This window comes from Vibrio nomapromontoriensis (genome assembly GCF_050337205.1).
GTDB lineage: Bacteria > Pseudomonadota > Gammaproteobacteria > Enterobacterales > Vibrionaceae > Vibrio > Vibrio nomapromontoriensis.
This window is the reverse complement of record NZ_JAKJSS010000027.1, coordinates 1-20,965: the sequence shown is the minus strand read 5'-3', so window position 1 is coordinate 20,965 and position 20,965 is coordinate 1. Positions and strand designations below refer to the sequence as shown.

The following is a 20,965-nucleotide window of genomic DNA, read 5'->3' as shown; positions in this document are numbered from 1 at the left end:
GTGCGTGAGAGACCAATCATTCGTCCACATTAAATTTAATGCTTTTCGTTTTTTCTGAGCAGTAGCAGCATGCTTAGTTGGTAAAAACGAACCAGCACCGTGGATGGCAAAGACTTGAGCCCAATACCGTATCTGTCTCGAAGAAATTGAATATTGTTTTGCTAAATAGCGAGATGACGCGCCATCTAAGCATTGTTTAGCAATGACACATTTTAACTCACGACTATATTTGGACATAAAAAGACCCCCAATAATTGGTGTCCAACTATTGGGGGTCAGTTCATGATTGGGGCTTTTTGCTATCTATCAGTTGGGACTTAGGATCTAATGACACGCCAAGTAAAATTAACGTGTACTGGTATATCAACGTGTACTGTTATTCTGGATTCGGTGCCAGTGGGCTAATATAACCGTCAGGTTTTAGTGCTAAAACATCACTGTTTATTTTGTCAATTACGTGCTCAGCAGTATTGCCAATGAAAACGGCAGACAGTCCCGTTCGGCCTGTTGTTCCTAAGATAACCATTGCAGCATCTAATTTCTTCGCTACTTCAGGGATAATATCTTCCGGTAGCCCTTGCTCTACAATCGTCTGCTCTTCTGCATAACCGTGTTTCTGGCGTAACGCTTTCATTGCTGTGAGGTGGTGACCTCTTACCGCATCGGTATAAGTTGCAGGATCAAATTCCGGTAACTCTATTGTGATGTTAGCGGGTGTCACAGGGTAGGAGTTAACAAGATAACCCGTTGCCCCTAAACGCTCGGTCAGACTATCAAGTTGTTGGATCATGCTATCGTTGAGATCAATGTGCGTTGGATTTTCGGAACCGACATGAACGGAGGCAACAATATTCGCGTTGGCTGGCCAATCTGAATTTTTCACTAATAACACCGGAGCAGGGCATTTTCTGATTAGGTGCCAATCTGTTGGAGTGAAAATAACAGACTCTAAGATGTCATGTTTACGCGTCGCTTTGATAACGATGTCGTGACTATCTTCAAATACTTTTTCGATGATAGCGACGTAAGGGCGATTGTGCCAAACGACTTTAATTTCCAAATCAAAGCTATCGTCAATAAATGGTTCCGCAAGTGTTTTCATCCACTCTTCACGTTGCTGAATGACTCCGCGACGCATGGCGTCTCTTTCATCGTGAGATAACATGGATGTCATGTCGTAAGAGAAATCATAGATGGAGAGAAAAAACGATATCCGACTTCTTGAGCGGCTTTTCTTTGCAAGCTGTACAGCACGAACAAGAGCAGGCTGCTCTTCACTATTTAAATTAGCAACGACGAGAATGTTATTATATATGCTCATAGAGTCTCCTTACCAAAATGGTAACTTCGTTCACTTAACTTTAGCGCACTTAGAAGAATCTTTTTAGAGAAAGTAAGGGGTTAGAGGAAGAAATTTGAAGTGGCTCATTAAAGAGCCACTATATAAGCAAGAAAGTAAGCGAAAGACTACTCTTTAGATACGCCGGCCATTTCCATTAAGGCATCATGGTCAATAATGGTGATGTATTTACCTTTCACACTCAGCACTTCTGACTTCTGAAAGCGACCGAGTAGGCGACTGATCGTTTCTACCGTTAGCCCTAGGTAATTACCAATATCGCCACGAGTCATGGTTAGGCGAAACTCTCTTGGGCTAAACCCACGTTGAGAGAAGCGAGTTGATAGGTTATAAAGAAAAGCCGCGAGACGTTCTTCCGCGTTCTTTTTCGACAACAAGAGAATCATCTCTTGGTCACCTTTAATCTCATTCGACATCAAACGCATGATTTGCTGACGTAACTTTGGCATTTTGCCTGAAAGGTCATCTAAAATTTCATACGGTATTTCACATACCATTGATGTTTCTAGTGCTTGAGCAAAACTTGGGTGTTCATCGTCGGTGATAGCATCAAATCCGACGAGGTCGCCTGCTAAATGAAAAGCAGTGATCTGTTCATCACCTTGTTCTGTAATGGTGTAACTTTTAATGGTTCCAGAGCGAATTGCATAAAGAGACTTTAGTTCATCGCCAGCTTTAAACAGCTCTTGACCCTTTTGAATGGGTTTTTTACGCTCAATAATTTGGTCAAGTTGATCCAGCTCTGCTTCATTCAAAGTGAATGGAATGCACAGTTGACTAATACTACAATCTTGACAATGGATCGCACAGCCACCTGACTGAATTCGTTTTGCTGCAGGTTTTTCAGAAATCATAACAACCTATCACTATTTGATGTACATCAATATTTTATCATTCCTTACCTCTAAAGGGTAGCTAAAAAATCAATGACAAAACAATCATCTATTAGTTTGCGTTAAAAATAGTCACCGCATCATAACCTGTATATAGACCATATATCAGTATAGAAAGTGCGGCTATATTGCGAAATTTAACTGAATTTTGCAGGGATTGTAGTTTTGCTGCGCTGCTACCGACTAACAGCATTGCGGGTAGGGTACCCAAACCAAATGCAAGCATTGTCATAGCACCACCGAATGCACTCCCAGAGACCGCAGCCCAGGTAAGTGTTGAATAAACCAGTCCACAAGGAAGCCATCCCCAAAGAAAACCAAATGGGATCGCATAACTTGAATGTTTAAGAGGAAGGAGCTTGTTCGCAAGAGGTGAAATGCTCTTCCATAATATTTGCCCCAATTTTTCCACTTTCAGCAAACCATTCCACCAACGGCCCACATAGAGCGCAAGTAAGATCATGAACAATGCTGCTAAAATTCGTAAAAACGAAAGCGCGTGGTTAAATTGAGATAACGTTGCAATCCCTGCAATCATTCCACCTACCACACTACCTATCATTACATAGCTAATCAATCGACCTAGATTGTAGTTTATGATGAGTAAGGTAGGGGTTTTATGCGGTTGCCCGATAGATAACAATGACGCTATACCACCGCACATTCCCATACAGTGCCCCGCCCCTAATAGACCAATGGTAAAGGCCCCTAAAAGATCAAGTGTCACGGTGGTTTTCTTCTTTTTTGTTCGATTCGTGATCTGTAGTGACGTCTTCGTCAAACAGAATGTTATGCCCTTGACGCTCTAGATCTTCGAACTGTTCACTTTTGACAGCCCAGAGAAAAATACCAACCGCTACGCAGACAAGTACGATAGCGATAGGGATTAATATATACAGACTTTCCATGCTATTGGTCTTCTTTTAGTAAGCGTAAAGAGTTAGAAACTACGATAATCGAGCTAGCTGACATACCGACAACAGCAATATATGGCGCGACTAACCCAGCTACGGCAAGAGGAAGGATCAAGAGATTATATCCCAAAGACCACGCCAAGTTCTCTCTAATAATCTTTCTCGTCTGAATAGCGAGCTTACGCGCTGCCAATAATCGGTCTAAACGATCGCTTAGTAGCACTAAATCAGCGGATGCTTTAGCCACATCGGTACCACCACCCATCGCGACTGAGAGATGAGCGCCTGCAAGAGTAGGGGCATCGTTAATGCCATCACCAATCATTAAGGTAACATCATTAGCATCCACCGAATTTAAGAACGCTAATTTGTCACTCGGGGACGCACTCGCCACAATGGAAGTAATACCAATCTCTTGTGCAACGGGTTCTGCATTGGTCAATGTATCACCAGTAAGAAGGGTGGTTTTAATACCTGCTAAATGCATTTTCTCGATGAAATCTTTGGCTTCTTTTCGGATCGGATCCCGGTAATTAAAGCTTGCAATATGTTGACCATCTAGCGACAAGTAAACGGTATTTTTGGCATCATCTGCTCGACCTAATACAAACTGAGCATTACCAATTTTCACTTGACTGTTATTCCATTGCCCTATGAGCCCTGACCCAATGACATTTTCGACCTGCGTTACTTCAGTATTGGTTCCACACGCTAGCGATTGTGTATGGTAAATTTTAAAGGCGCGTGCAATAGGGTGGTTAGCATGACTCTCTAATGATGCGGCTAATGAAAGGACAATTGCTTCGGAGTAGTCAGCAAATAGTGTGGTCTTCGAGATCTCAATGTCGCCATGTGTAAGCGTCCCTGTTTTATCAACAATCAGGTGATTAACTTTACACAAGGTTTCAAAGACATGCCCACGACGAGACAGAATACCCAGCGATCCCATCCGAGAGCTAGAGCATGTAATTGCCGTCGGTGTCGCGAGAGATAATGCACAAGGGCATGTTGCAACTAGAACGGATAACATTATCCAGAATGCATCATCTGGTTTACTTTGATGCCAGTAAAACCAAGTGAGGGCAGCAATGATAAGAATAATCGCCACAAAGTATCGAGCGACGATATCGGCTATCTCGGCAATTTTAGGTTTGCTCAACTGCGCTTCATCTTGTAATCGCACAATACTCGAAATCATTGAGTCAGCTTTGCTACTGCGTACTTCAAGATCAAACGCTTCGTCACCGTTTAACGTACCTGCATACACCGTATCGTGCTGATGTTTGACTACAGGCAAAGACTCACCCGTAAGCATCGATTCATCAACGTGAATTCGCCCTTTCAAAACAATACCATCTGCTGGAATATGCTCTCCTGGCAAAACACGGACTTGGTCGCCTACTTGCAATGATTTAACAGGGATCTGTTCTCCATCGAGCTTTACAGCAATAGCTGGAATGAGTTTTAGAAGGTTGCCGCTCGCGGCGGCGGCTTTACGTCGTGCTCGCATCTCGAGGTAACGACCAACCAATAAAAAGAAGGTAAACATTGAAATAGATTCAAAGAATACTTCTCCTTGTTCGGTTACCGTTGCCACTAAGCTTGCGACATAAGCAAAGATTAGCGCGATAGAGACGGGAACATCCATTCCCAGCGTTCTTCCTTTTAAGCTTCGCCAAGCATTCAAATAAAAAGGTAGTGCTGAATACAGTAAAACAGGTGTAGCAAATATTAAGCTTACCCACCGGAAATAACTTTTGAACTCTGGCTCTAAACTACCGAATACTTCTAAATACAGTGCCACTGCCAACATCATGACTTGCATGGTCGCTAATCCAGCGATGCCAAGTCGATAGAGGTACTGCTTCATTGTGTGGTGATAGGCGGCTTCTTGCTTATCCGCCTCGAATGGCGCGGCTTTGTAGCCCAACTCATGGATCGCAGATAAAAGCGTGCTGAGTTTGGATTGAGTACTATCCCATTTCAAAATCGCACGATTGGTGGTGGTGTTGACACGAATGGAAATCATACCAGGTTCAGTCGCCATTCGTTTTTCTATAAGCCACGCGCACGCAGCGCATGAAACACCTTCGATAGAGAGGGTCACTTCTTTTTCATTTTCTTGGCTACGAACAAACTCACCCTGTATGTCTTCATTGTCGTAATGAATGAGCGCTTTTAATTGTTCAGGTACCAAATCGGCTTTTTCCGCTGGTGCGGTACGGTATTGGTAATACGACACCAAGCCACTATCAACGATGGTTTGCGCCACACTCTCACAGCCGGGGCAGCACATGTCCCGATCTTCGTCGAGAATGTGTACGCAAAAATTCGTGTTGACTGGTACTTCTTCACCGCAGTGATAACACGATTTACACATAGTTAGTCTATTAATACTGGATCAGAGGAAGGGAAGGTAACACGGCCTTGAATCATCCACGCTTTATTATGTGGTTGTAGTTCAACAAACCAAGGACCCTGCATGTCGTGATCAAGTGTTAGTCGGTAGGTGCCTTTAGCATCTGCCGTCAACAGTTTTTCAAAATCTTGGTCTGGTAAAGTACGATGTGTAAACGTGGTGGTTAACGCGGGAAAATGGTCCAATTCCCCCTTTTCGAAAGCAATAATAACGACGTTTTTATCAGAAGAGATAGAAGCGTTAAGTTTGAGATCACGGGCGACATTTACTTTAGTGATGTCGACGTTAATCCCTTTGCCTTTTTTATAGTAATCCTCAGCGACCAGATCGACAGAGTTTTGGGAAAAAATCAGTACCACATATAGCGTACCAACAACAACAGAGAGTGGCAGCGCGATTAGAAACCACGGCCAGAATTGTTTATACCAAGGCTTTACCATAAAAAAGTTCTCAACAGCTGACTAAGAAAGAGGTTATAAATTATCTAGAAAAGACAGCCCCTTACAAGGGGCTGTTATTGAAATGTTACTTATTTTTCAGAATTGCTTAGGCTCCAGACATAGGCAGAAACAAGTTGAACTTTTTCTTCACCTAAAATGTCTTTCCAAGCTGGCATTACGCCCGAACGACCGTTCATTACAGTTTCAGTCACGTCCGCACGAGAGTCGCCAAATAACCAATCTTGATCGGTTAAGTCTGGTGCTCCGACGGCTGGGTTACCCTTACCATCAGTACCGTGGCAAGCGGCGCAAACGACGAAGCGTGATTTACCCGCTTCTGCTTCACGAGCGTTAACTTTACGCCCAGATAAGCTGAGAGTATAGCTAACCACTTCGCGAACACCATCTTCGCCTAATGCGTCCTTCCAGCCCGGCATCTGACCAATACGACCATGCATAATAGTGGTCACGATAGCCTGAGGCTCTCCGCCATACAACCACGCGTTGTCGGTTAGGTTAGGGAAACCTTTCTGACCACGAGCCGACGAACCATGACACTGAGAACAGTTTTGCAAGAACAAACGTTGGCCAACCTTGATCGCTTCGCTGTCTGCCGCAATTTCAGGAATAGGGCGTAGACCGCCATCAGATGTTTTTGCTAAACGGTTAAATGCTTCACCGAAGTAGGTTTCTGCATCGCCAAGCTCTTTAGCGTACTGATCCAACTGCTTATTTGCTGTTGATGCCGCGACCGATGATCTTGACTCTTCAATTGACTGCACCGTTTGGTCTGAACTTGTCCAGCCTAAAAGGCCTTTGAAGTTACCGAGACCTGGGTATAGTGCCAAGTAAATTGCAGAAAAAACAAATGTACCGATGAACAAGTATGTCCACCATTTCGGTAGTGGGTTGTTAAGCTCGCGAATACCATCGTATTCGTGGCCCATGTCTGCACCTTCTTCCACGCCCATTTTGTCACGTAGACACCAAACAAGCAGGGCTGCACAACCAAGCAACGTACCGATAGTGATGACAATAATGAATAGACTCCAAAATGTAGTCATTATTTACTCACTCCTTCTTTTTCGGAGGTAGTTGGTTGTTCATCAGCAAATACTAGGTTTGCTGCTTCATCAAACCGGCTTTTACGGTTTTTACCGTAAGCCCACCAAACAATACCAATAAAACAACCAAACAAAACTACGGTCCAAATACTGTGAATAGTACCGATATCCATAATTTCCTCCTTATTTCATTGCGTGGCCAAGAGACTGAAGATAAGCAATGATGGCATCCATCTCTGTCTTACCTTTAACATCACTCTCAGCACTCGCAATTTGCTCGTCCGTGTACGGAACACCAAATTGATTACGGAAGATTTCCAGTTTCTTCTGTGTCAATTTACCGTCCAACTCGTTTTCCGCCAACCAAGGGAAGCCTGGCATATTGGATTCTGGAACCAATTCACGTGGATCAATCAAGTGAACACGATGCCATTCATCAGAATAACGATCGCCAACACGAGCGAGATCAGGTCCAGTACGTTTTGAACCCCAAAGGAAAGGGTGTTCCCAAACGCTTTCACCAGCAACAGAGTAGTGACCGTAGCGCTCTGTTTCTGAACGGAACGGGCGAATCATTTGACTGTGGCATACATTACAACCTTCACGGATGTAAATATCGCGACCTTCCATCTCTAATGCGCTGTAAACACGTAAGTTCTTCACAGGTTCTGTTGTTTGCTTTTGGAACATTAGCGGAACAATCTCTACGAGAGCCCCTAAACTAATAGCGAAAACAATCAAAATAGCCAGTAAGCCTACGTTGCGTTCAACGATTTCATGGCGATTTTTCGAATTTGAGCTCATTCTCTAATCTCCTTATGCCGATTGAGGGATAGCTTTAAGGCTACCTTTCTCTGCCGTAATCGTTTTGTATGCGTTGTAAGCCAACAGGAACATACCCGAAAGGAAAATCAAACCACCAATGAAACGAACTGTATAGAACGGGTAAGAGGCTTGAACAGATTCCACAAAGCTGTACGTTAGCGTGCCGTCTGAGTTAACTGCACGCCACATTAGACCTTGCATCACACCTGAAATCCACATCGCAACGATGTAAAGTACAGTACCGATTGTTGCCAACCAGAAGTGAGTGTTAATAAGACCTACAGAGTACATACGCTCTTGACCAAATAGTTTTGGAATCAAGTGATATACGGCACCAATAGAGACCATTGCTACCCAACCTAATGCGCCCGAGTGTACGTGACCAATGGTCCAGTCGGTATAATGCGATAGGGCGTTAACCGTTTTGATTGCCATCATCGGGCCTTCGAATGTCGACATACCATAGAAAGATAGCGAGACAACCAAGAAGCGTAGAATCGGGTCATAACGAAGTTTATGCCAAGCACCAGATAGCGTCATAATACCGTTGATCATGCCACCCCAAGATGGAGCGAATAGAACCAATGACATCACCATACCAAGTGATTGTGTCCAGTCTGGAAGCGCTGTGTAATGTAGGTGGTGAGGACCCGCCCAGATATACAACGAAACCAATGCCCAAAAGTGAACAATAGATAGACGGTAAGAGTAAACCGGACGTTCTGCTTGCTTAGGTACGAAGTAGTACATCATTCCCAAGAAACCAGCAGTAAGAAGGAAACCTACTGCATTGTGTCCATACCACCATTGCACCATGGCATCGACGGCTCCGGAATAAGCGGAATAAGACTTACCTAATGAGACAGGTACAGCCAAACTATTCACTATGTGCAGGACGGCAACGGTGATAATAAATGCACCGAAGAACCAGTTAGCGACATAGATATGTGAAGTTTTACGCTTTATAAGTGTTCCAAAGAAGACGATCGCGTAAGACACCCACACAATAGCGATGGCGATATCGATAGGCCACTCTAACTCTGCGTATTCTTTACCTGAGGTATAACCCAAAGGTAGAGTAATAGCAGCAGCTAAAATGATTGCTTGCCATCCCCAAAAAGTGAATGGGACAAGAGGTCCTCCAAATAATCTAGTTTGACAGGTACGCTGTACAACGTAATAAGACGTTGCAAACAGAGCACTGGTACCAAATGCAAAAATTACCGCATTAGTATGTAACGGACGTAAACGGCTATACGTCAACCACGGCGTATCAAAGTTGAGCTGTGGCCAAACTAATTGAGCGGCAATTAAAACGCCTACCGCCATACCAACAATACCCCAGAGAATGGTCACTAAAGTGAACTGGCGTACTACGGTATAGTTGTAAACTTGTTCAAGCTGCTTTTCCTGGCTCATTAACATGCTTCCAATTTATAATTAACTATACTTTACTTCCAACACGACTCATGTCGTAATGCTACCCAAACGCGCAATAGAACTAACGCTTTTTCAAAACGTTACTTCCCTTGTAGGTTTTAACAAAAAGTAGCATTTTCAAGCGACAATAATACTGCAATTAACAATTTAAGAACAGGGTAGTAACCTTACTCTTGGTCTGGTTTATGTCCATTTATTTCAAAACTTTGAAGTTTGTTACACGGAGTACGCCCATAATGGCAGCTGAAAAATTAACAAAAGGTAGGCTTGGTCAAATTATCATCATGATGATGGTGTTAATTGCCGCATTTACGTACAGAACGGTAACGCACGAAGCGTCGAATACGCAGAGCTGCGAGTTTTCAGCCGGATGTGAGGTAAAAATACAAGAGAAATTAGTGGTTTTTATGTATCAAGATTCAACAAATACGTTAACGCTCACAAAACCAGAAGAATTAACAGTTAAAGCCTCAATTGCAGGTGAGGGTGATGTATTACTAACCAATAAAAGTGAAATAACCGAAACGCAAATTCCAATGGATATTATTATCAGTAACCAAGAGAAGCATGCCGTTAAAATAACGCTGAAATAGCGAGCAGTATCAAGGCACGCATAAAAGCTCAAATAACGAGTCGTCATTTGCTTGCTCTTCCTTTAGTCGCCCTTTGTTAAGATGATTCGCAGCAGTAATATGTTTCTTCTCAATTTTGCCCCATGGCATTCATCACTTTATCAGGTGCACCGAAATACTTCTGTGCACCGTCTTTTTCCAGCAACAAGCAGTGCGTCGAGCTAGAAATAAGTGCGGGATCGACCGTGGTGAAGATGACAGTTTTATGACGAAGTATTCCCGCAAACAGCTGCTTAATGTACGTAACATGTTCACTTTCCACACCCACTAGAGGTTCATCAATTACGATAACATTTTGGCTTGTGTCAGCGAGCCCAATCGCAAGGCGTAGCCTTTGCATCAAACCAGAGGGAAGGTTTGCTAAAAAGTCAGCGCTAATCATCGTTCCTAAGCCTTCAGGGAAAACCTTATCCAGCCCTAATAGTGCAAAAGACTGGGACATTTGTTGTTTTGAGATTACGCCGTTGTGCAGAATATAGTTCGATTCAATCGACCCTTCATAAAGATGAAGATCAAAAGGTATATAGTTGATCCCTTTACGATAACGAAAGTTGTTAAATTGCTTAATGTTGTGACCATCAACAAGAATTGCCCCTTGATAGCGGGGCTCAAGGCCTGTTAGCAACATTAGTAACGTCGTTTTGCCACTTCCTGCTGGACCAGAGATGGCAACCTTACTGCCAGGTTCAATCTTAAAGCTTAGGTTAGTCAACCCAGTGGCTGCACCTTGGTAGCGATGTACTAGCCCGTTAACCGATACCTGGCCTTCAAACTGTCGGATCGGGGGGCTTTTTTCGATGGACGACTTATCATCGTCTAACGACATTAGTGCGTTGATTTGAGCAGTAGAAGATTGGATGGTTTTGAATTTAGCTAATGAGTTATAGATCCCCATAATTGGACCCAGAGCTTTCCAAACTAAAATTACCGTCGCTAACATCGCACCTGCGTTTGTCGTCCCATCCATCACACTGATTACCGCAGTCACAATAGCCGCGGTTCCGATAGCTTGAATCAATCCACCTCCCATCGCTTGTATTTTGCTATTTGTGGTTGAAACAAAGGCGGCATCAGAAGAACTTTGCTCATGAGCCGCTTTAAATCGAGACTGAATGATCCTAAGCAAAGGCAAGCCTTGTAGCGTTGTGATGCCCCTTAATAATTCATTCCATTGATAAGACACCATAGCATTGGCTCTAGAGCTTTTTGATGTTGCTTGGGTATAGAGATAACGAGAGTAGAGACAAAATACAATCATTAATAAAATGCCCACTAATACCGTCAGCGCGGCATAACCAGATAAGACAGTGATTGCGACGATAAAAAGTACGATAAACGGAAGATCAAAATAACTCAGTGTGGATTCTGCCGTTACAAGCTTACGAAATTGGTCGATATCTTTAAGTCGAGCCATCTGCGAGGAAACGCCAGCAGATGACGTCATCGAGTAAGGGAGCCAAAGTAGTTTAGCGATAACGTTACGTGATATGTGAACGGCGAGGTCTTGCCCTGACGTGGCGAGCACCTTCATTCTTACTCTTCGGAATATATACTCAGAAAATGCCAAAAAGACAGCAAACGATGTGAGCCAGTACAAGGTGGAGATAGAGCTTGAAGAGAGGGCGAAATTATAGACCCCCATGATGAAGAATGGCTGCAGTGCGCTCAGTATATTAATTACGAGAGACAGGAAGATGAGGCTCTTGAACTCATTGTTGTAACGATAAAAGGCGTATTTAATCCAATTGGATTTATCCTGCGATTCTGGCGGTGGCTCACGGAAAAGTTTGGAGTATTCTGACACCACAGTGAGCGCAAACTCTACGTCAACAAGTGATACCGTTACGGTATTGTTATTACGATAGTCGAACAAGACACCTTCGCCGTTGTCTACCGACATTAATATGGCAGAGAACCTCTCTAGCTCAATAAAGCATGGATAGTGAATATCTTTATCCGCTAAATCTAATGAGCTTACATAATGGGTGGTGCGGCATTGATAACCAAGCCGTGAGAGGGTGAGTTCAAATCCATTTTGATCCACTTCACCTGGAGTAAATGCGTCTGATAAAATCTCAGGCGTTCCTTCCCACTCCAAAGAGATCAGAGTGTAGGCGAGACCACGTAATAGGGGGGATTCGGCATAGCGATGTTCAAATCCCTCAGATTCAAAGTCTTTGAGTCGTTGCGCGACATTATTAAAATCGATGAGTATCGTCATTAGCTCGCAAACTCCTTCGTTAGCTTAATGGACTTTACGCCAAGGGCTTCATGATTGATTTTGTTACTGATGATAATGAGGAACTGTGATGTCGCTTTAGGCACGAGCATCGACACAACCCGTGTGGCAAATTCTTGGTCATAAACACTATCAATGTCATCTAATACCAACACGTTTTTCTGGCACAACATTGCTCGAATAATAAGTAACGCATATTGCACTTGTCTTGAGAGGGGAATGGTATTGTTTCCTTTTAGCTGGGTATAAAACCCAGACTCCAGTGCGTCAATCTCATTTTTGATAGACAGGCCTTTGCACAGGGTGAAAGCAGCCCCATTTAACATGGGGCGAAAGCAGGTTAAGTTATCGATAAGAGAGCCTTCAACGAAGCTACTGTTTTTGTCTATTCTGTGTACGCTATCTCGCCAAGATTGGTAGTGCAACGTGTTGATTTCCGTGTCTCCGAGACGGATGACGGTTCGTTCACATTGAGTATCGCGTGTTAGACATCGCGTCAAATGGGTTTTTCCAGTGCCAGAACGGCCCTTCAAAATGATAGGCTGTCCTTTTTGGAAAAGAATTCGTTGGTTGCTATCAAGCTGTACTTCTATGTTTTTAGTATCTGGTACGGTAGATGTATTTGTGTAATTGCTTATGCTAGCGCTAGCATTTTTATGTTGATGCTGTTCATTGCTAAGTTCGCTAGGATCATCGCTTTTTGAAATGGCTCGGTTGTTTTGAATTGCATGACCTGAAGCTTCAGTACTGTCATTACTATGATGCTGAAGCGATAATATCTCAGCAATGTCTATGATCTGCATTTTATTGGTCTTCCAACGACCTATTGTGCGCATTATTTGCTGATAAGGACCGAAATATCGGTTAGTTAGCATAATAATAGCCGCCATCACCCCCTGACTTGCTTCTAGCTCAATCACTGAAATTGCAAGCAGCACGACCACAATAGCGATAGACAGCTGCTGAATAAGTGAAAGTGATAAGTTGAATTGGGACTCTAAGTTCTCATAGGCAATATTTTTATTTTCACGGGTCTTTATCATCTCCGTCATTAAACTCTCTAGCCTGTATTCCATCGTACGGCTTTTATTGTCTAACGGACGAGATACTATCTCGATGATTTTGGAGTTAGTTAACCCTTCAATTTCTGACTTTTCTCTAAGGGCGGTGACTTTTCGTGAAGAGATAGACAATGATGCACCCCATAATAGAATGGAGGCTGCGATAAGTGTTAGCCCTGCACCGACATTAATTAAGGTGATGATGACAATGGTGATAATACTGACCATTGCATTTATTGATGCTCGAACGACTTCACCACCAAAGAAGCTTTTTAACTCGGGGATAGTCGCCACACGCTCTAAATACTGCCCTGGTTCTAGTTTGTTAAACTGTGGGATCTGCGCAAGGCAAATGGCTTGAAAGACTTTGTTCGTTAAGCGACTCTCGAAGTTTTTCATCAAAGATGTCGTAATCACTTCTTCTTGATTCTTTAATAGGTAATCTAGATAGATAGCTATAAGGATAATCGCAAACAAGACAAATAACGTATCCTTGGCTTGGTTAGGTAAAACTCGGTCAAAAATAATAAGAATAGAAAAAGGAAGAACGAGCGCGAACAAGGTAGACATGATCGTAGAGAAGATCAGATAAAGCTTATCCATCCATGTGATTTTCTGTGAGAAATACTCTGTCTTCATTACGCTTTCCTATTCATTTATACCCTAGAACGAAACAACCTTATTCATGCTTACACCTTTGACTATTCAACCTCTTATCATCAAGGTCTCATCATCAAACGCATGCCTTCTATTGGACACGGTCTCCACTAATTTTTTAGATGCTCAGGGATAATATCCTGATGACGAATCGTCGACTCGTTATCCATCATTAACATAATTTTCTCGACACTGAGAGGTGAAAGATTACCGACAAGTCGATCAAGCTTGATGGACTCAATTACATAGTCATACTTAGCGCTTTCATAGTCGCGAATGCTGTTAAACAATTTACTCTCAGCTGAAAGCAAGTCGGTGATAGTTCGCGTTCCCAAGCTGTGTGCGCGCTTAATACCTTTGTAAGAGGAGTAGTTTGCTTTAATGATGGTCTCATAGGTAAATACAGATTGAGAAAAATCATTGATGTTAAGAATGGAGGTTTCGACGTCATTCTTAACAGTATTTTGGCTATCGGTTAAAAGTAAATCATTACGTTCGATGGTTTTCTTGTTTTTTTGGTAGGCGTAATAGTCTGAACCACCTGTAGTGATCGGCACGGTAAGCACTAAGCCTAATGAGCGGTCATCGCTTATACCTGTCGCATTTGGATTCGCTGAAAGATCAAAGTTGTTGGTGTCTTCATGTCGATAGCTAGCATTGGCGGATAGATTCGGAGTAAAGTTTGACCCCGTTTCTTTTAACGTTCTAAAGCTACGTTCCAGCGTTTTCTGCGACAAGATAATGTCGTTGTTGAACTTCATTGCTTGACCAAGCAAATCTGTTTGTTTACCAAATGGTATTTCGGTTAAGAGAACTTGACTCTTTAGGTCTTGAGAGGGAATAAGAGGGTACTGGGTGAGTAAAGACAAGCGGTTCAAAATCACTTCTTTGTCTTTATGTAAGCTTCTTAATCGATTGGCGATGCCTTCTTTTTGTGCAATAACTTCATACAACTCACTTGCTGCAACATTACCGAGTGACACATTTCGATTCATCTGTGTTAATCGGCTCATAGAGGATTCAAGCTCTGCTTTTGTTGCTCTCGCTTTCGCACCATTTTTTAAGTACTCAAAATACTGGGCGGTGATTTGCTCAATTATTTCTTGGGTTTTCGCTTCGTTCTTTACTTCTTCAATCGACAGATCTAATTTGCTTGTACCATAAGCATAGATATCCGAGAGATTGAAAAGGGTTTGGCTCAAAGAAATACCATAGCCATGATCATTATAAGAACTCTCGTCGTCGCTAATGCCGCTAAGGCGAGTGGACGATGAATTCCACGTTGTCTTAACGTCTGCTGATATAGTGGGAAGAAAATTCGAGCGACTCACGTCAATATTGTACGCACTCTCTTCTACACCTTTTCGACTTGCGATCAGTGAGACATTATTGTTCAAACCGACTTGCACCGCTTCTAATACGGTTGAAGACACCGCAGGGAATGAGCATATCAACCCACAAGTCACACTAATTAAGCTTTTGAAATGCCACATACTTCTTAATCACCTTGATAATCTCGTCGCTTTTGTAGGGTTTGCTGATGACGTAGTCCATACCCGCCTCTATACATGCTTTATGCTCTGCCACACTCGTTAATGCGGTTGCGCCAATGATGGTGGAAGGGGTGACTAAATTACGGTCCCTTTCATGCTTACGAATGCGCTTTGTTGCTTCAATACCGCCCATACCAGGCATAATACAGTCCATAAAAATGATGTCTGCTCGTTGGTTTCTTACCCAGTCCACCGCGTCAGAACCATCACCAACCGTATCCGCTTGGTACTCTTGTTTCATTAGTATTCGTTTTAGCAGGAATTGTTGGACCTTATCGTCCTCAACAATTAAGAATGAGCTATTCTCAAGAGTTTCTTCTACAGATTCCGCTTCAAGTGCTTCTGTTAGGTTTGGAATAAACTCATGGGGCAATACTGGGGTGAAGAATACTTTATTAACGTACTCAAACGCTCCGTGTACGTCTTCGGCATGAGTTGCTAGCAAAAAGAGTTTTGTTTGAGTCGCTTTAAGTCTAGAGCCTAAGGTTTTACTAAAGGATTCTATTTGAATACCTTCTATTAGGTCAGAGATGATGATTGCGTCGACATTCGATGAATCAGATGTGATACGAAATAGCTCATTAGGGTCGTTGCAAAGTGTCACTTGGGCACCATGGCTTGTTAATTGGGTACTTAATAGATCAAGAGCGAGTTTCCCTTGGCTACAAACGACGATATGTCTCTGTTTAAGTTGCTGAGATTTGGATGTTTGGAAATCTTGGGCTTCGATATCAAGCTCTAACTCGTACCGACGCTGTTGGCCTGATTCATACCAATGGGAATCAAAATAACTAATGTTATTGAGTATCGAGAGCGTCCATTCATCATTTGAGGTGGTGGTTTCATTGCGTTCAGACCAATGTAGAGAATCGATTTTTCTTTGATCGACATTTAGGTGTGTTAAAAAGGTAATGGATAAGGTAACGCGAGTTTTATCGACATTCTCAGCGCTTTTTGAAGTAACTCGAAACAAGACATGCTTGTCATTTTGAATTTGCATTGCGCTAGAGAGCTTTAGAAACAAAATCCAGAACAGACTGGTTTGATGGCCTACAACATGACGTGGGAGGTTAGAGTTAAAATCACATTCGATCAGACGGCTTTCACGGTGGAGTTTGCTTTTAAGATGCACCGTCAATTCAGATAAAATATTGAGAAAAGAAAAGCTCGTACTGCTTTTATCTCGGCCTTGAGATAGCAATCTATTGTAGTTTTCAGCAAGGTCGGAGAGCGTATCCGCTGCGGAAGTGATGTCTTTGGCTAATACTGCTCGACTGTCTTCGGAGTCTTGAACAAGATATTGAATTCCGCCTTTTATTGTACTCGTGATGCCGCGTATTTCGTAACCAATCAAACCATATAGTTGTTGATTTAAATCGGCATCTTGCTGTTGACGGTCGACCTTTTCAAAGACAGTCTGTAATTTGGAGTAAATGTTGCGCTCAATCGGGTCAAGCGACACGTTATTTAGAATATTGTCGACTTGATTCGTGTCTAATGTATCAAGTCGGTTTGATAACGACAGAAAACTCTCGTTGATTGAGTGTCGATTCCTTGCCGTTTTCTTCAACCTATACCAACCACCCAATACGACAAAAATGGCTATTACAGCGATAAGAGGAAACAACAGAAACATTTTATCTATGTTTGAGCGAAGTTCGTTGACGACTCGTTGATGCTCGACATAAAACAAATCATCAAAGCGATTACGAATTTCAACATAATCTCGACTTAATGCTTCTCTCAGTTGCTGGTAATCGTATTGTGAGTGTTCATTAATTGACAAAAATCGTAACGCCGCTAGTTCCAGTTGACTGTATTCAACCGCGCCAACTAAGCTTAGTTGCGACTTATCAAGAGAGGCGAGAGACTTAAATTCAGTGAGCGCGCTCATCAATCCATTAAGGTTACTTTGCGCTTCGTTACAGTTTGCTCCTTGAATACAAATATCGAGTGAAATAACCGTTGCTTCTAACTGCTGTGTTAGCACTTTACTTTGTTGAATAAGCGGTGTTTGAAAATCTTGCTGATCGGGCGCAGAAAGATAGAAGCGAGCACCCAACCAAACACCAATTGTGGTCAGAATTATCAGAGCTAAGATCCCTAGCTTAATGACGGGGAAAGTATATATTTGATATTTCGGCTTCATAATTTATTTCTCATCCGTATTATCTTTCATCAAATGCATCGTCAATGGCGGACATAACGGGTTTTGCGGCGTACTCTATGACTCGACGATCACCCGTTTTAATGTCTGCTGTGAACTCCATGTATGGGGATAAGCTGTATTTTGTGCCTGACTTTTCCAGGAAATCATCGTCAATAACGATCTTTGCGAGATAATACTCCGCATCTTCTTCTTCATAAGAAGAGCGACTGATAGAGGCAATTTTTCCAGAAATGAAGCCATATTTTGAAAAGTTGTAGGTATCAAACTTTAACTTTACTTGCTGACCCACTTCGACAAAGCCCATTTCTTTTCTCGGAATTTTTGCTTCACCGTGTAATTGGTTATCAAGTGGCGCTATATCGGCAATACTCTCACCCGGAGGAACGACCGCAGAACGGAAGTTGAAGTGAATTTTGTCAACGACACCATCAACGGGTGCATAGACAATTAATCGATCCACCTTATCTGAAAGTTGAGGTCTTTGAATCTGTTTAATACTCAGCTCTTTTTCTGCTTGAACAATCTGAGCTTGGTATTCTGAGTTTCGGTTAACGATTAAATCATTAAGTTGTTTGTCTAAACGCGTCAGCTGAAAACTCTCATTCATGATCGATTCATCGAGATTTTCTATCTCCCGGATCATGTTCGACTCTTGCACTTGCATATTTAACACGTCGACATACGAACCCATCTCTTCTTTATACAAGGTTTGTTTAATTGTCAGTTGTTTGCGAATGAGTTTGAGTTGATTTAGCGAACTTTGCTTGCGACGCTTCATTGACTGCACTAAGTTTTGCTTATGCTCAATATCGTGCTTGATCAACGTTTCACTCGAGTGATTTTTACTGCTTTCTTGCAGCCAAGCTTGTTGATTTAGCGATACTAACTGCGGGAAATCGGTGTAACTAGAAAAATCAGGTTGGGTATTGCTGATTAAACTTTGATAGCGAAGTCGATCCATTTCCAATTGGGTAATTTCAGAATCAGTGGTTGAGAGTAGGGAGTTTCTATCCAACGACTTTAATTTAGCGATAGGCTGCCCTTCGTAGACAACATCGCCAGGCTTAACAAGTAACTCATCAAGTATTCCACCCTCTAAATGTTGAACTCGCTCAATATCTGAATCTAAAAGTAGTTCCCCTCGAGACGACACGACGATATCAATACGCGCCTGAGAGGCGATCAACAGTAATGCGATAGCAATCAAGAAGGTTAATAGCAAAGTCTTATGAACAGAAGTCATCGCACTTTTGATCTTAATTTCATCCACGTAGGCACTGTCAGAGACTGATGCGTTTTGAATCAAGGCACTGCGGATGTGTTTTTCTATGCTATTTTTGCTCACATTATTTACCTTAAAATCATTAATAAACTAAAGGTTAAGTAAATACGTACGTTGACCTGAAGTTTTCATACCGAAGTAGCGAATAACTTGGATCGCCTTTGCGCTTATGATCACTATTAACTACTAGCTAAGGATATAACTGGATAATTTTCAAAGATAAATTCGGTAAGTTCCCCACATTTGTCACAAAAAACAAGTTGTTGTTTAAAAAGTTTCTTAAACATGGAGTTAATGACGCACAAACTTTTCTACTAATCGTGAATTCATTTACTAATCTTAGTGAAGCAATTGATATGCAATAGATAGATGCTTTGGAGGCTGTGATGGTAGATAACAACGAAAATAATCCACTCAACGATGCAGTAGAACAAGTTGACACTGGCGACGAAAATGTCGGTCAACAGCAAGGGCAACAAAACCAACAAAGTACTATCGCGACCACCATAGCGACCGGAGCCGAATCCGCTGATGCTGCTGATGAAATAAATGAAGCGCTTAACGCCAATCCATCTGCCGCTGGTGGCAATGATCAAGAATCAGAGCAGTCAGCACCGCAAGGTGAAGGAACAGAGAGCGCCGACGCAGAGACGCAGCCGGAATCCTCAAATGTCATTGAAGGCGAGGCAGCGAATGCACAAGGTCAAGGCACAGAAGCGCCAGAGTCAAATCCCGTAGGCGCGGGCGCACAGTCGGTAGGAGGAGATGCACAGCAATCTGGCTCCGCTGGTGGTCAAAGTGCACAAGGTCAAACCGATCCTCTTAGTCAGTCCAATAGCGCAGCGCCATCCGCTTCTACTCAAGCAGAACCAAGTACACAAACTGCTAGTGAACAATTTGAAGTTAATGTCCTCGATCAACAATCTATCGCACAGTCACAGCAAGATGATTCGTTTGACTCAGAAACGACACAAAGCACATTCGAGGTCCAAATTGACAACGTTAATGATGCAGCAGTCGTCAATGGCATGGAATACACCATTTTAGAAGACGGGCTACTAAGTTTTACGGCCGAAGATCTATTAGCGAGCGCTTCAGATATTGATGGTGATTCGCTTTCGATTGCTCATGTTAGCTACGGTGGAACGGACGGAGTCTTAACCAACTTAGGTGGGGGTACTTACACCTTTGCACCGAATGAAAACTTTAACGGTAATCTGTCGTTAAACTACGGGGTTTCCGATGGCACGGTAGTAACGGATGGCATCATTGATGTTGCCGTTACAGCAGTAAATGATATCCCAGTTACAAGCGGACCTTTGTCTTATACCATTGATGAAGATGGCTCGATTACCTTGTCTCAAGAGCAGCTCCTGATTAACGCATCTGATGTGGATGGGGATGACCTCACTGCCAGTATAGAATTTGCTGACAATGCGTCTATTACCGTCAATGAAAATGGCATCTATACGTTGACGCCGGATGGAAATTTCTCGGGTGATATAAACTTCAACATGAGTATCTCTGATGGGCAGTCAGTGGTAAGTTCTAATATTGAGCTTACCGTTGATGCGATAGCTGATGCGCCTAATTTAACATTAGGCTCAAGTGTCTTTGCTCTTGATACATTTGAGACGGGAATGGAAGGTTGGTCTGGTGCTGGAACGGCAGACTCCAGTGGTTTTGACTCTGGACAAATGTTAGGGCAACAGAACAACCAAAGTGGTGATGAAGAAGTCTCTAAAACTTATGATGTGCCTGCTGGCGCTTCTGAAGTGACCATTGAGTTTGATTTCTACCGCCTTGATTCATGGGACGACCACAACTTCAATATTTATATTGATGGCGAATTATTTAGTGTCGAAACCTTCTCTTACCATGGCAACGACAGCGCAAACGTCATTGATGTAAATGGTCAAGTTGTTGGGCAGTTTGTGTCTTCAGAGAACGCTCAAATCCATGGTACGCAATGGCCTGTCAATCCTCATTACTCGACCGACCAATCCCATCATTTCA

Annotated in this window: 17 protein-coding genes and 1 pseudogene; 2 read left to right on the top strand and 16 right to left on the bottom strand. The window is 42.7% G+C overall.

Annotated features, from left to right (window positions below):
* The 11 genes and pseudogenes from L4D05_RS23690 to ccoN all read right to left on the bottom strand — a co-directional run.
* Nucleotides 1-237: pseudogene (locus tag L4D05_RS23690) on the bottom strand (helix-turn-helix domain-containing protein); the annotation flags it as partial.
* 139 nt (nt 238-376) lie between these two features.
* Nucleotides 377-1,321, bottom strand: a complete 945-nt coding sequence (gene uspE, locus L4D05_RS23685; RefSeq protein ID WP_428752435.1) for a universal stress protein UspE — start codon at nt 1,319-1,321, stop codon at nt 377-379.
* Between the two features lie 146 nt (nt 1,322-1,467).
* On the bottom strand, nt 1,468-2,214 hold the full coding sequence (fnr, locus tag L4D05_RS23680) for a fumarate/nitrate reduction transcriptional regulator Fnr (RefSeq protein WP_102470720.1): 747 nt from the start codon (nt 2,212-2,214) through the stop codon (nt 1,468-1,470).
* Between the two features lie 91 nt (nt 2,215-2,305).
* The gene (locus tag L4D05_RS23675) at nt 2,306-2,980 is read right to left on the bottom strand and encodes a sulfite exporter TauE/SafE family protein (RefSeq protein WP_428752434.1); all 675 of its coding nucleotides are present in this window, start codon (nt 2,978-2,980) and stop codon (nt 2,306-2,308) included.
* Nucleotides 2,970-3,161, bottom strand: coding sequence for a cbb3-type cytochrome oxidase assembly protein CcoS (gene ccoS / locus L4D05_RS23670; protein WP_428752433.1), 192 nt, complete (start codon nt 3,159-3,161; stop codon nt 2,970-2,972). The genes L4D05_RS23675 and ccoS overlap by 11 nt, the downstream gene beginning before the upstream one ends.
* Nucleotide 3,162: 1 nt before the next feature.
* Nucleotides 3,163-5,547 (bottom strand): heavy metal translocating P-type ATPase, encoded by a 2,385-nt coding sequence (locus tag L4D05_RS23665; protein ID WP_428795448.1) that lies wholly within the window; start codon nt 5,545-5,547, stop codon nt 3,163-3,165.
* 2 nt (nt 5,548-5,549) lie between these two features.
* Nucleotides 5,550-6,026: a FixH family protein gene (locus L4D05_RS23660; RefSeq protein ID WP_428752431.1), complete on the bottom strand. Its 477-nt coding sequence runs from the start codon at nt 6,024-6,026 to the stop codon at nt 5,550-5,552.
* A gap of 89 nt (nt 6,027-6,115) precedes the next feature.
* Nucleotides 6,116-7,090: a cytochrome-c oxidase, cbb3-type subunit III gene (ccoP, locus tag L4D05_RS23655; protein WP_428752430.1), complete on the bottom strand. Its 975-nt coding sequence runs from the start codon at nt 7,088-7,090 to the stop codon at nt 6,116-6,118.
* Nucleotides 7,090-7,263 carry a cbb3-type cytochrome oxidase subunit 3 gene (locus tag L4D05_RS23650; protein ID WP_428752429.1) on the bottom strand — a complete coding sequence of 58 codons (174 nt, stop codon included), beginning with the start codon at nt 7,261-7,263 and terminating at the stop codon, nt 7,090-7,092. The genes ccoP and L4D05_RS23650 overlap by 1 nt, the downstream gene beginning before the upstream one ends.
* A 10-nt stretch (nt 7,264-7,273) precedes the next feature.
* Complete coding sequence (ccoO, locus tag L4D05_RS23645) at nt 7,274-7,894, bottom strand: cytochrome-c oxidase, cbb3-type subunit II (protein WP_250619106.1); 621 nt, start codon at nt 7,892-7,894, stop codon at nt 7,274-7,276.
* A 12-nt stretch (nt 7,895-7,906) separates the two neighbouring features.
* Nucleotides 7,907-9,334, bottom strand: a complete 1,428-nt coding sequence (gene ccoN, locus L4D05_RS23640; protein WP_250619107.1) for a cytochrome-c oxidase, cbb3-type subunit I — start codon at nt 9,332-9,334, stop codon at nt 7,907-7,909.
* A 257-nt stretch (nt 9,335-9,591) separates the two neighbouring features.
* Here ccoN and L4D05_RS23635 point away from each other — a divergent pair, with 257 nt between their 5' ends.
* Complete coding sequence (locus L4D05_RS23635) at nt 9,592-9,948, top strand: hypothetical protein (RefSeq protein WP_428795447.1); 357 nt, start codon at nt 9,592-9,594, stop codon at nt 9,946-9,948.
* Between the two features lie 109 nt (nt 9,949-10,057).
* Here L4D05_RS23635 and L4D05_RS23630 read toward each other — a convergent pair whose 3' ends face one another.
* The 5 genes from L4D05_RS23630 to L4D05_RS23610 form a co-directional block, all read right to left on the bottom strand.
* The gene (locus L4D05_RS23630; RefSeq protein WP_428795446.1) at nt 10,058-12,208 is read right to left on the bottom strand and encodes an ATP-binding cassette domain-containing protein; all 2,151 of its coding nucleotides are present in this window, start codon (nt 12,206-12,208) and stop codon (nt 10,058-10,060) included.
* Nucleotides 12,208-13,926, bottom strand: a complete 1,719-nt coding sequence (locus L4D05_RS23625; protein WP_428795445.1) for an ATP-binding cassette domain-containing protein — start codon at nt 13,924-13,926, stop codon at nt 12,208-12,210. The genes L4D05_RS23630 and L4D05_RS23625 overlap by 1 nt, the downstream gene beginning before the upstream one ends.
* Before the next feature lie 128 nt (nt 13,927-14,054).
* Nucleotides 14,055-15,437, bottom strand: a complete 1,383-nt coding sequence (locus tag L4D05_RS23620) for a TolC family protein (RefSeq protein WP_428795444.1) — start codon at nt 15,435-15,437, stop codon at nt 14,055-14,057.
* Complete coding sequence (locus L4D05_RS23615) at nt 15,412-17,646, bottom strand: response regulator (RefSeq protein ID WP_428795443.1); 2,235 nt, start codon at nt 17,644-17,646, stop codon at nt 15,412-15,414. Before L4D05_RS23615 ends, L4D05_RS23620 begins: the two co-directional genes overlap by 26 nt.
* A gap of 19 nt (nt 17,647-17,665) precedes the next feature.
* Complete coding sequence (locus tag L4D05_RS23610; protein ID WP_428795442.1) at nt 17,666-19,012, bottom strand: HlyD family type I secretion periplasmic adaptor subunit; 1,347 nt, start codon at nt 19,010-19,012, stop codon at nt 17,666-17,668.
* Nucleotides 19,013-19,335: 323 nt separating this feature from the next.
* On the opposite strand from L4D05_RS23610, the gene L4D05_RS23605 reads away from it, so the two are divergent.
* A partial coding sequence (locus tag L4D05_RS23605) for a cadherin-like domain-containing protein (RefSeq protein ID WP_428795441.1) occupies nt 19,336-20,965 on the top strand: 1,630 nt, incomplete at its 3' end.

Coding starts and splice junctions, on each gene's coding strand:
- ccoN (WP_250619107.1), bottom strand. CDS start 9,334: ATGAGCCAGGAAAAGCAGCTTGAACAAGTTTACAACTATACCGTAGTA.
- L4D05_RS23635 (WP_428795447.1), top strand. CDS start 9,592: ATGGCAGCTGAAAAATTAACAAAAGGTAGGCTTGGTCAAATTATCATC.
- L4D05_RS23660 (WP_428752431.1), bottom strand. CDS start 6,026: ATGGTAAAGCCTTGGTATAAACAATTCTGGCCGTGGTTTCTAATCGCG.
- ccoP (WP_428752430.1), bottom strand. CDS start 7,090: ATGACTACATTTTGGAGTCTATTCATTATTGTCATCACTATCGGTACG.
- L4D05_RS23625 (WP_428795445.1), bottom strand. CDS start 13,926: ATGAAGACAGAGTATTTCTCACAGAAAATCACATGGATGGATAAGCTT.
- L4D05_RS23650 (WP_428752429.1), bottom strand. CDS start 7,263: ATGGATATCGGTACTATTCACAGTATTTGGACCGTAGTTTTGTTTGGT.
- fnr (WP_102470720.1), bottom strand. CDS start 2,214: ATGATTTCTGAAAAACCTGCAGCAAAACGAATTCAGTCAGGTGGCTGT.
- L4D05_RS23615 (WP_428795443.1), bottom strand. CDS start 17,646: ATGAAGCCGAAATATCAAATATATACTTTCCCCGTCATTAAGCTAGGG.
- uspE (WP_428752435.1), bottom strand. CDS start 1,321: ATGAGCATATATAATAACATTCTCGTCGTTGCTAATTTAAATAGTGAA.
- L4D05_RS23630 (WP_428795446.1), bottom strand. CDS start 12,208: ATGACGATACTCATCGATTTTAATAATGTCGCGCAACGACTCAAAGAC.
- L4D05_RS23620 (WP_428795444.1), bottom strand. CDS start 15,437: ATGTGGCATTTCAAAAGCTTAATTAGTGTGACTTGTGGGTTGATATGC.
- ccoS (WP_428752433.1), bottom strand. CDS start 3,161: ATGGAAAGTCTGTATATATTAATCCCTATCGCTATCGTACTTGTCTGC.
- L4D05_RS23665 (WP_428795448.1), bottom strand. CDS start 5,547: ATGTGTAAATCGTGTTATCACTGCGGTGAAGAAGTACCAGTCAACACG.
- ccoO (WP_250619106.1), bottom strand. CDS start 7,894: ATGAGCTCAAATTCGAAAAATCGCCATGAAATCGTTGAACGCAACGTA.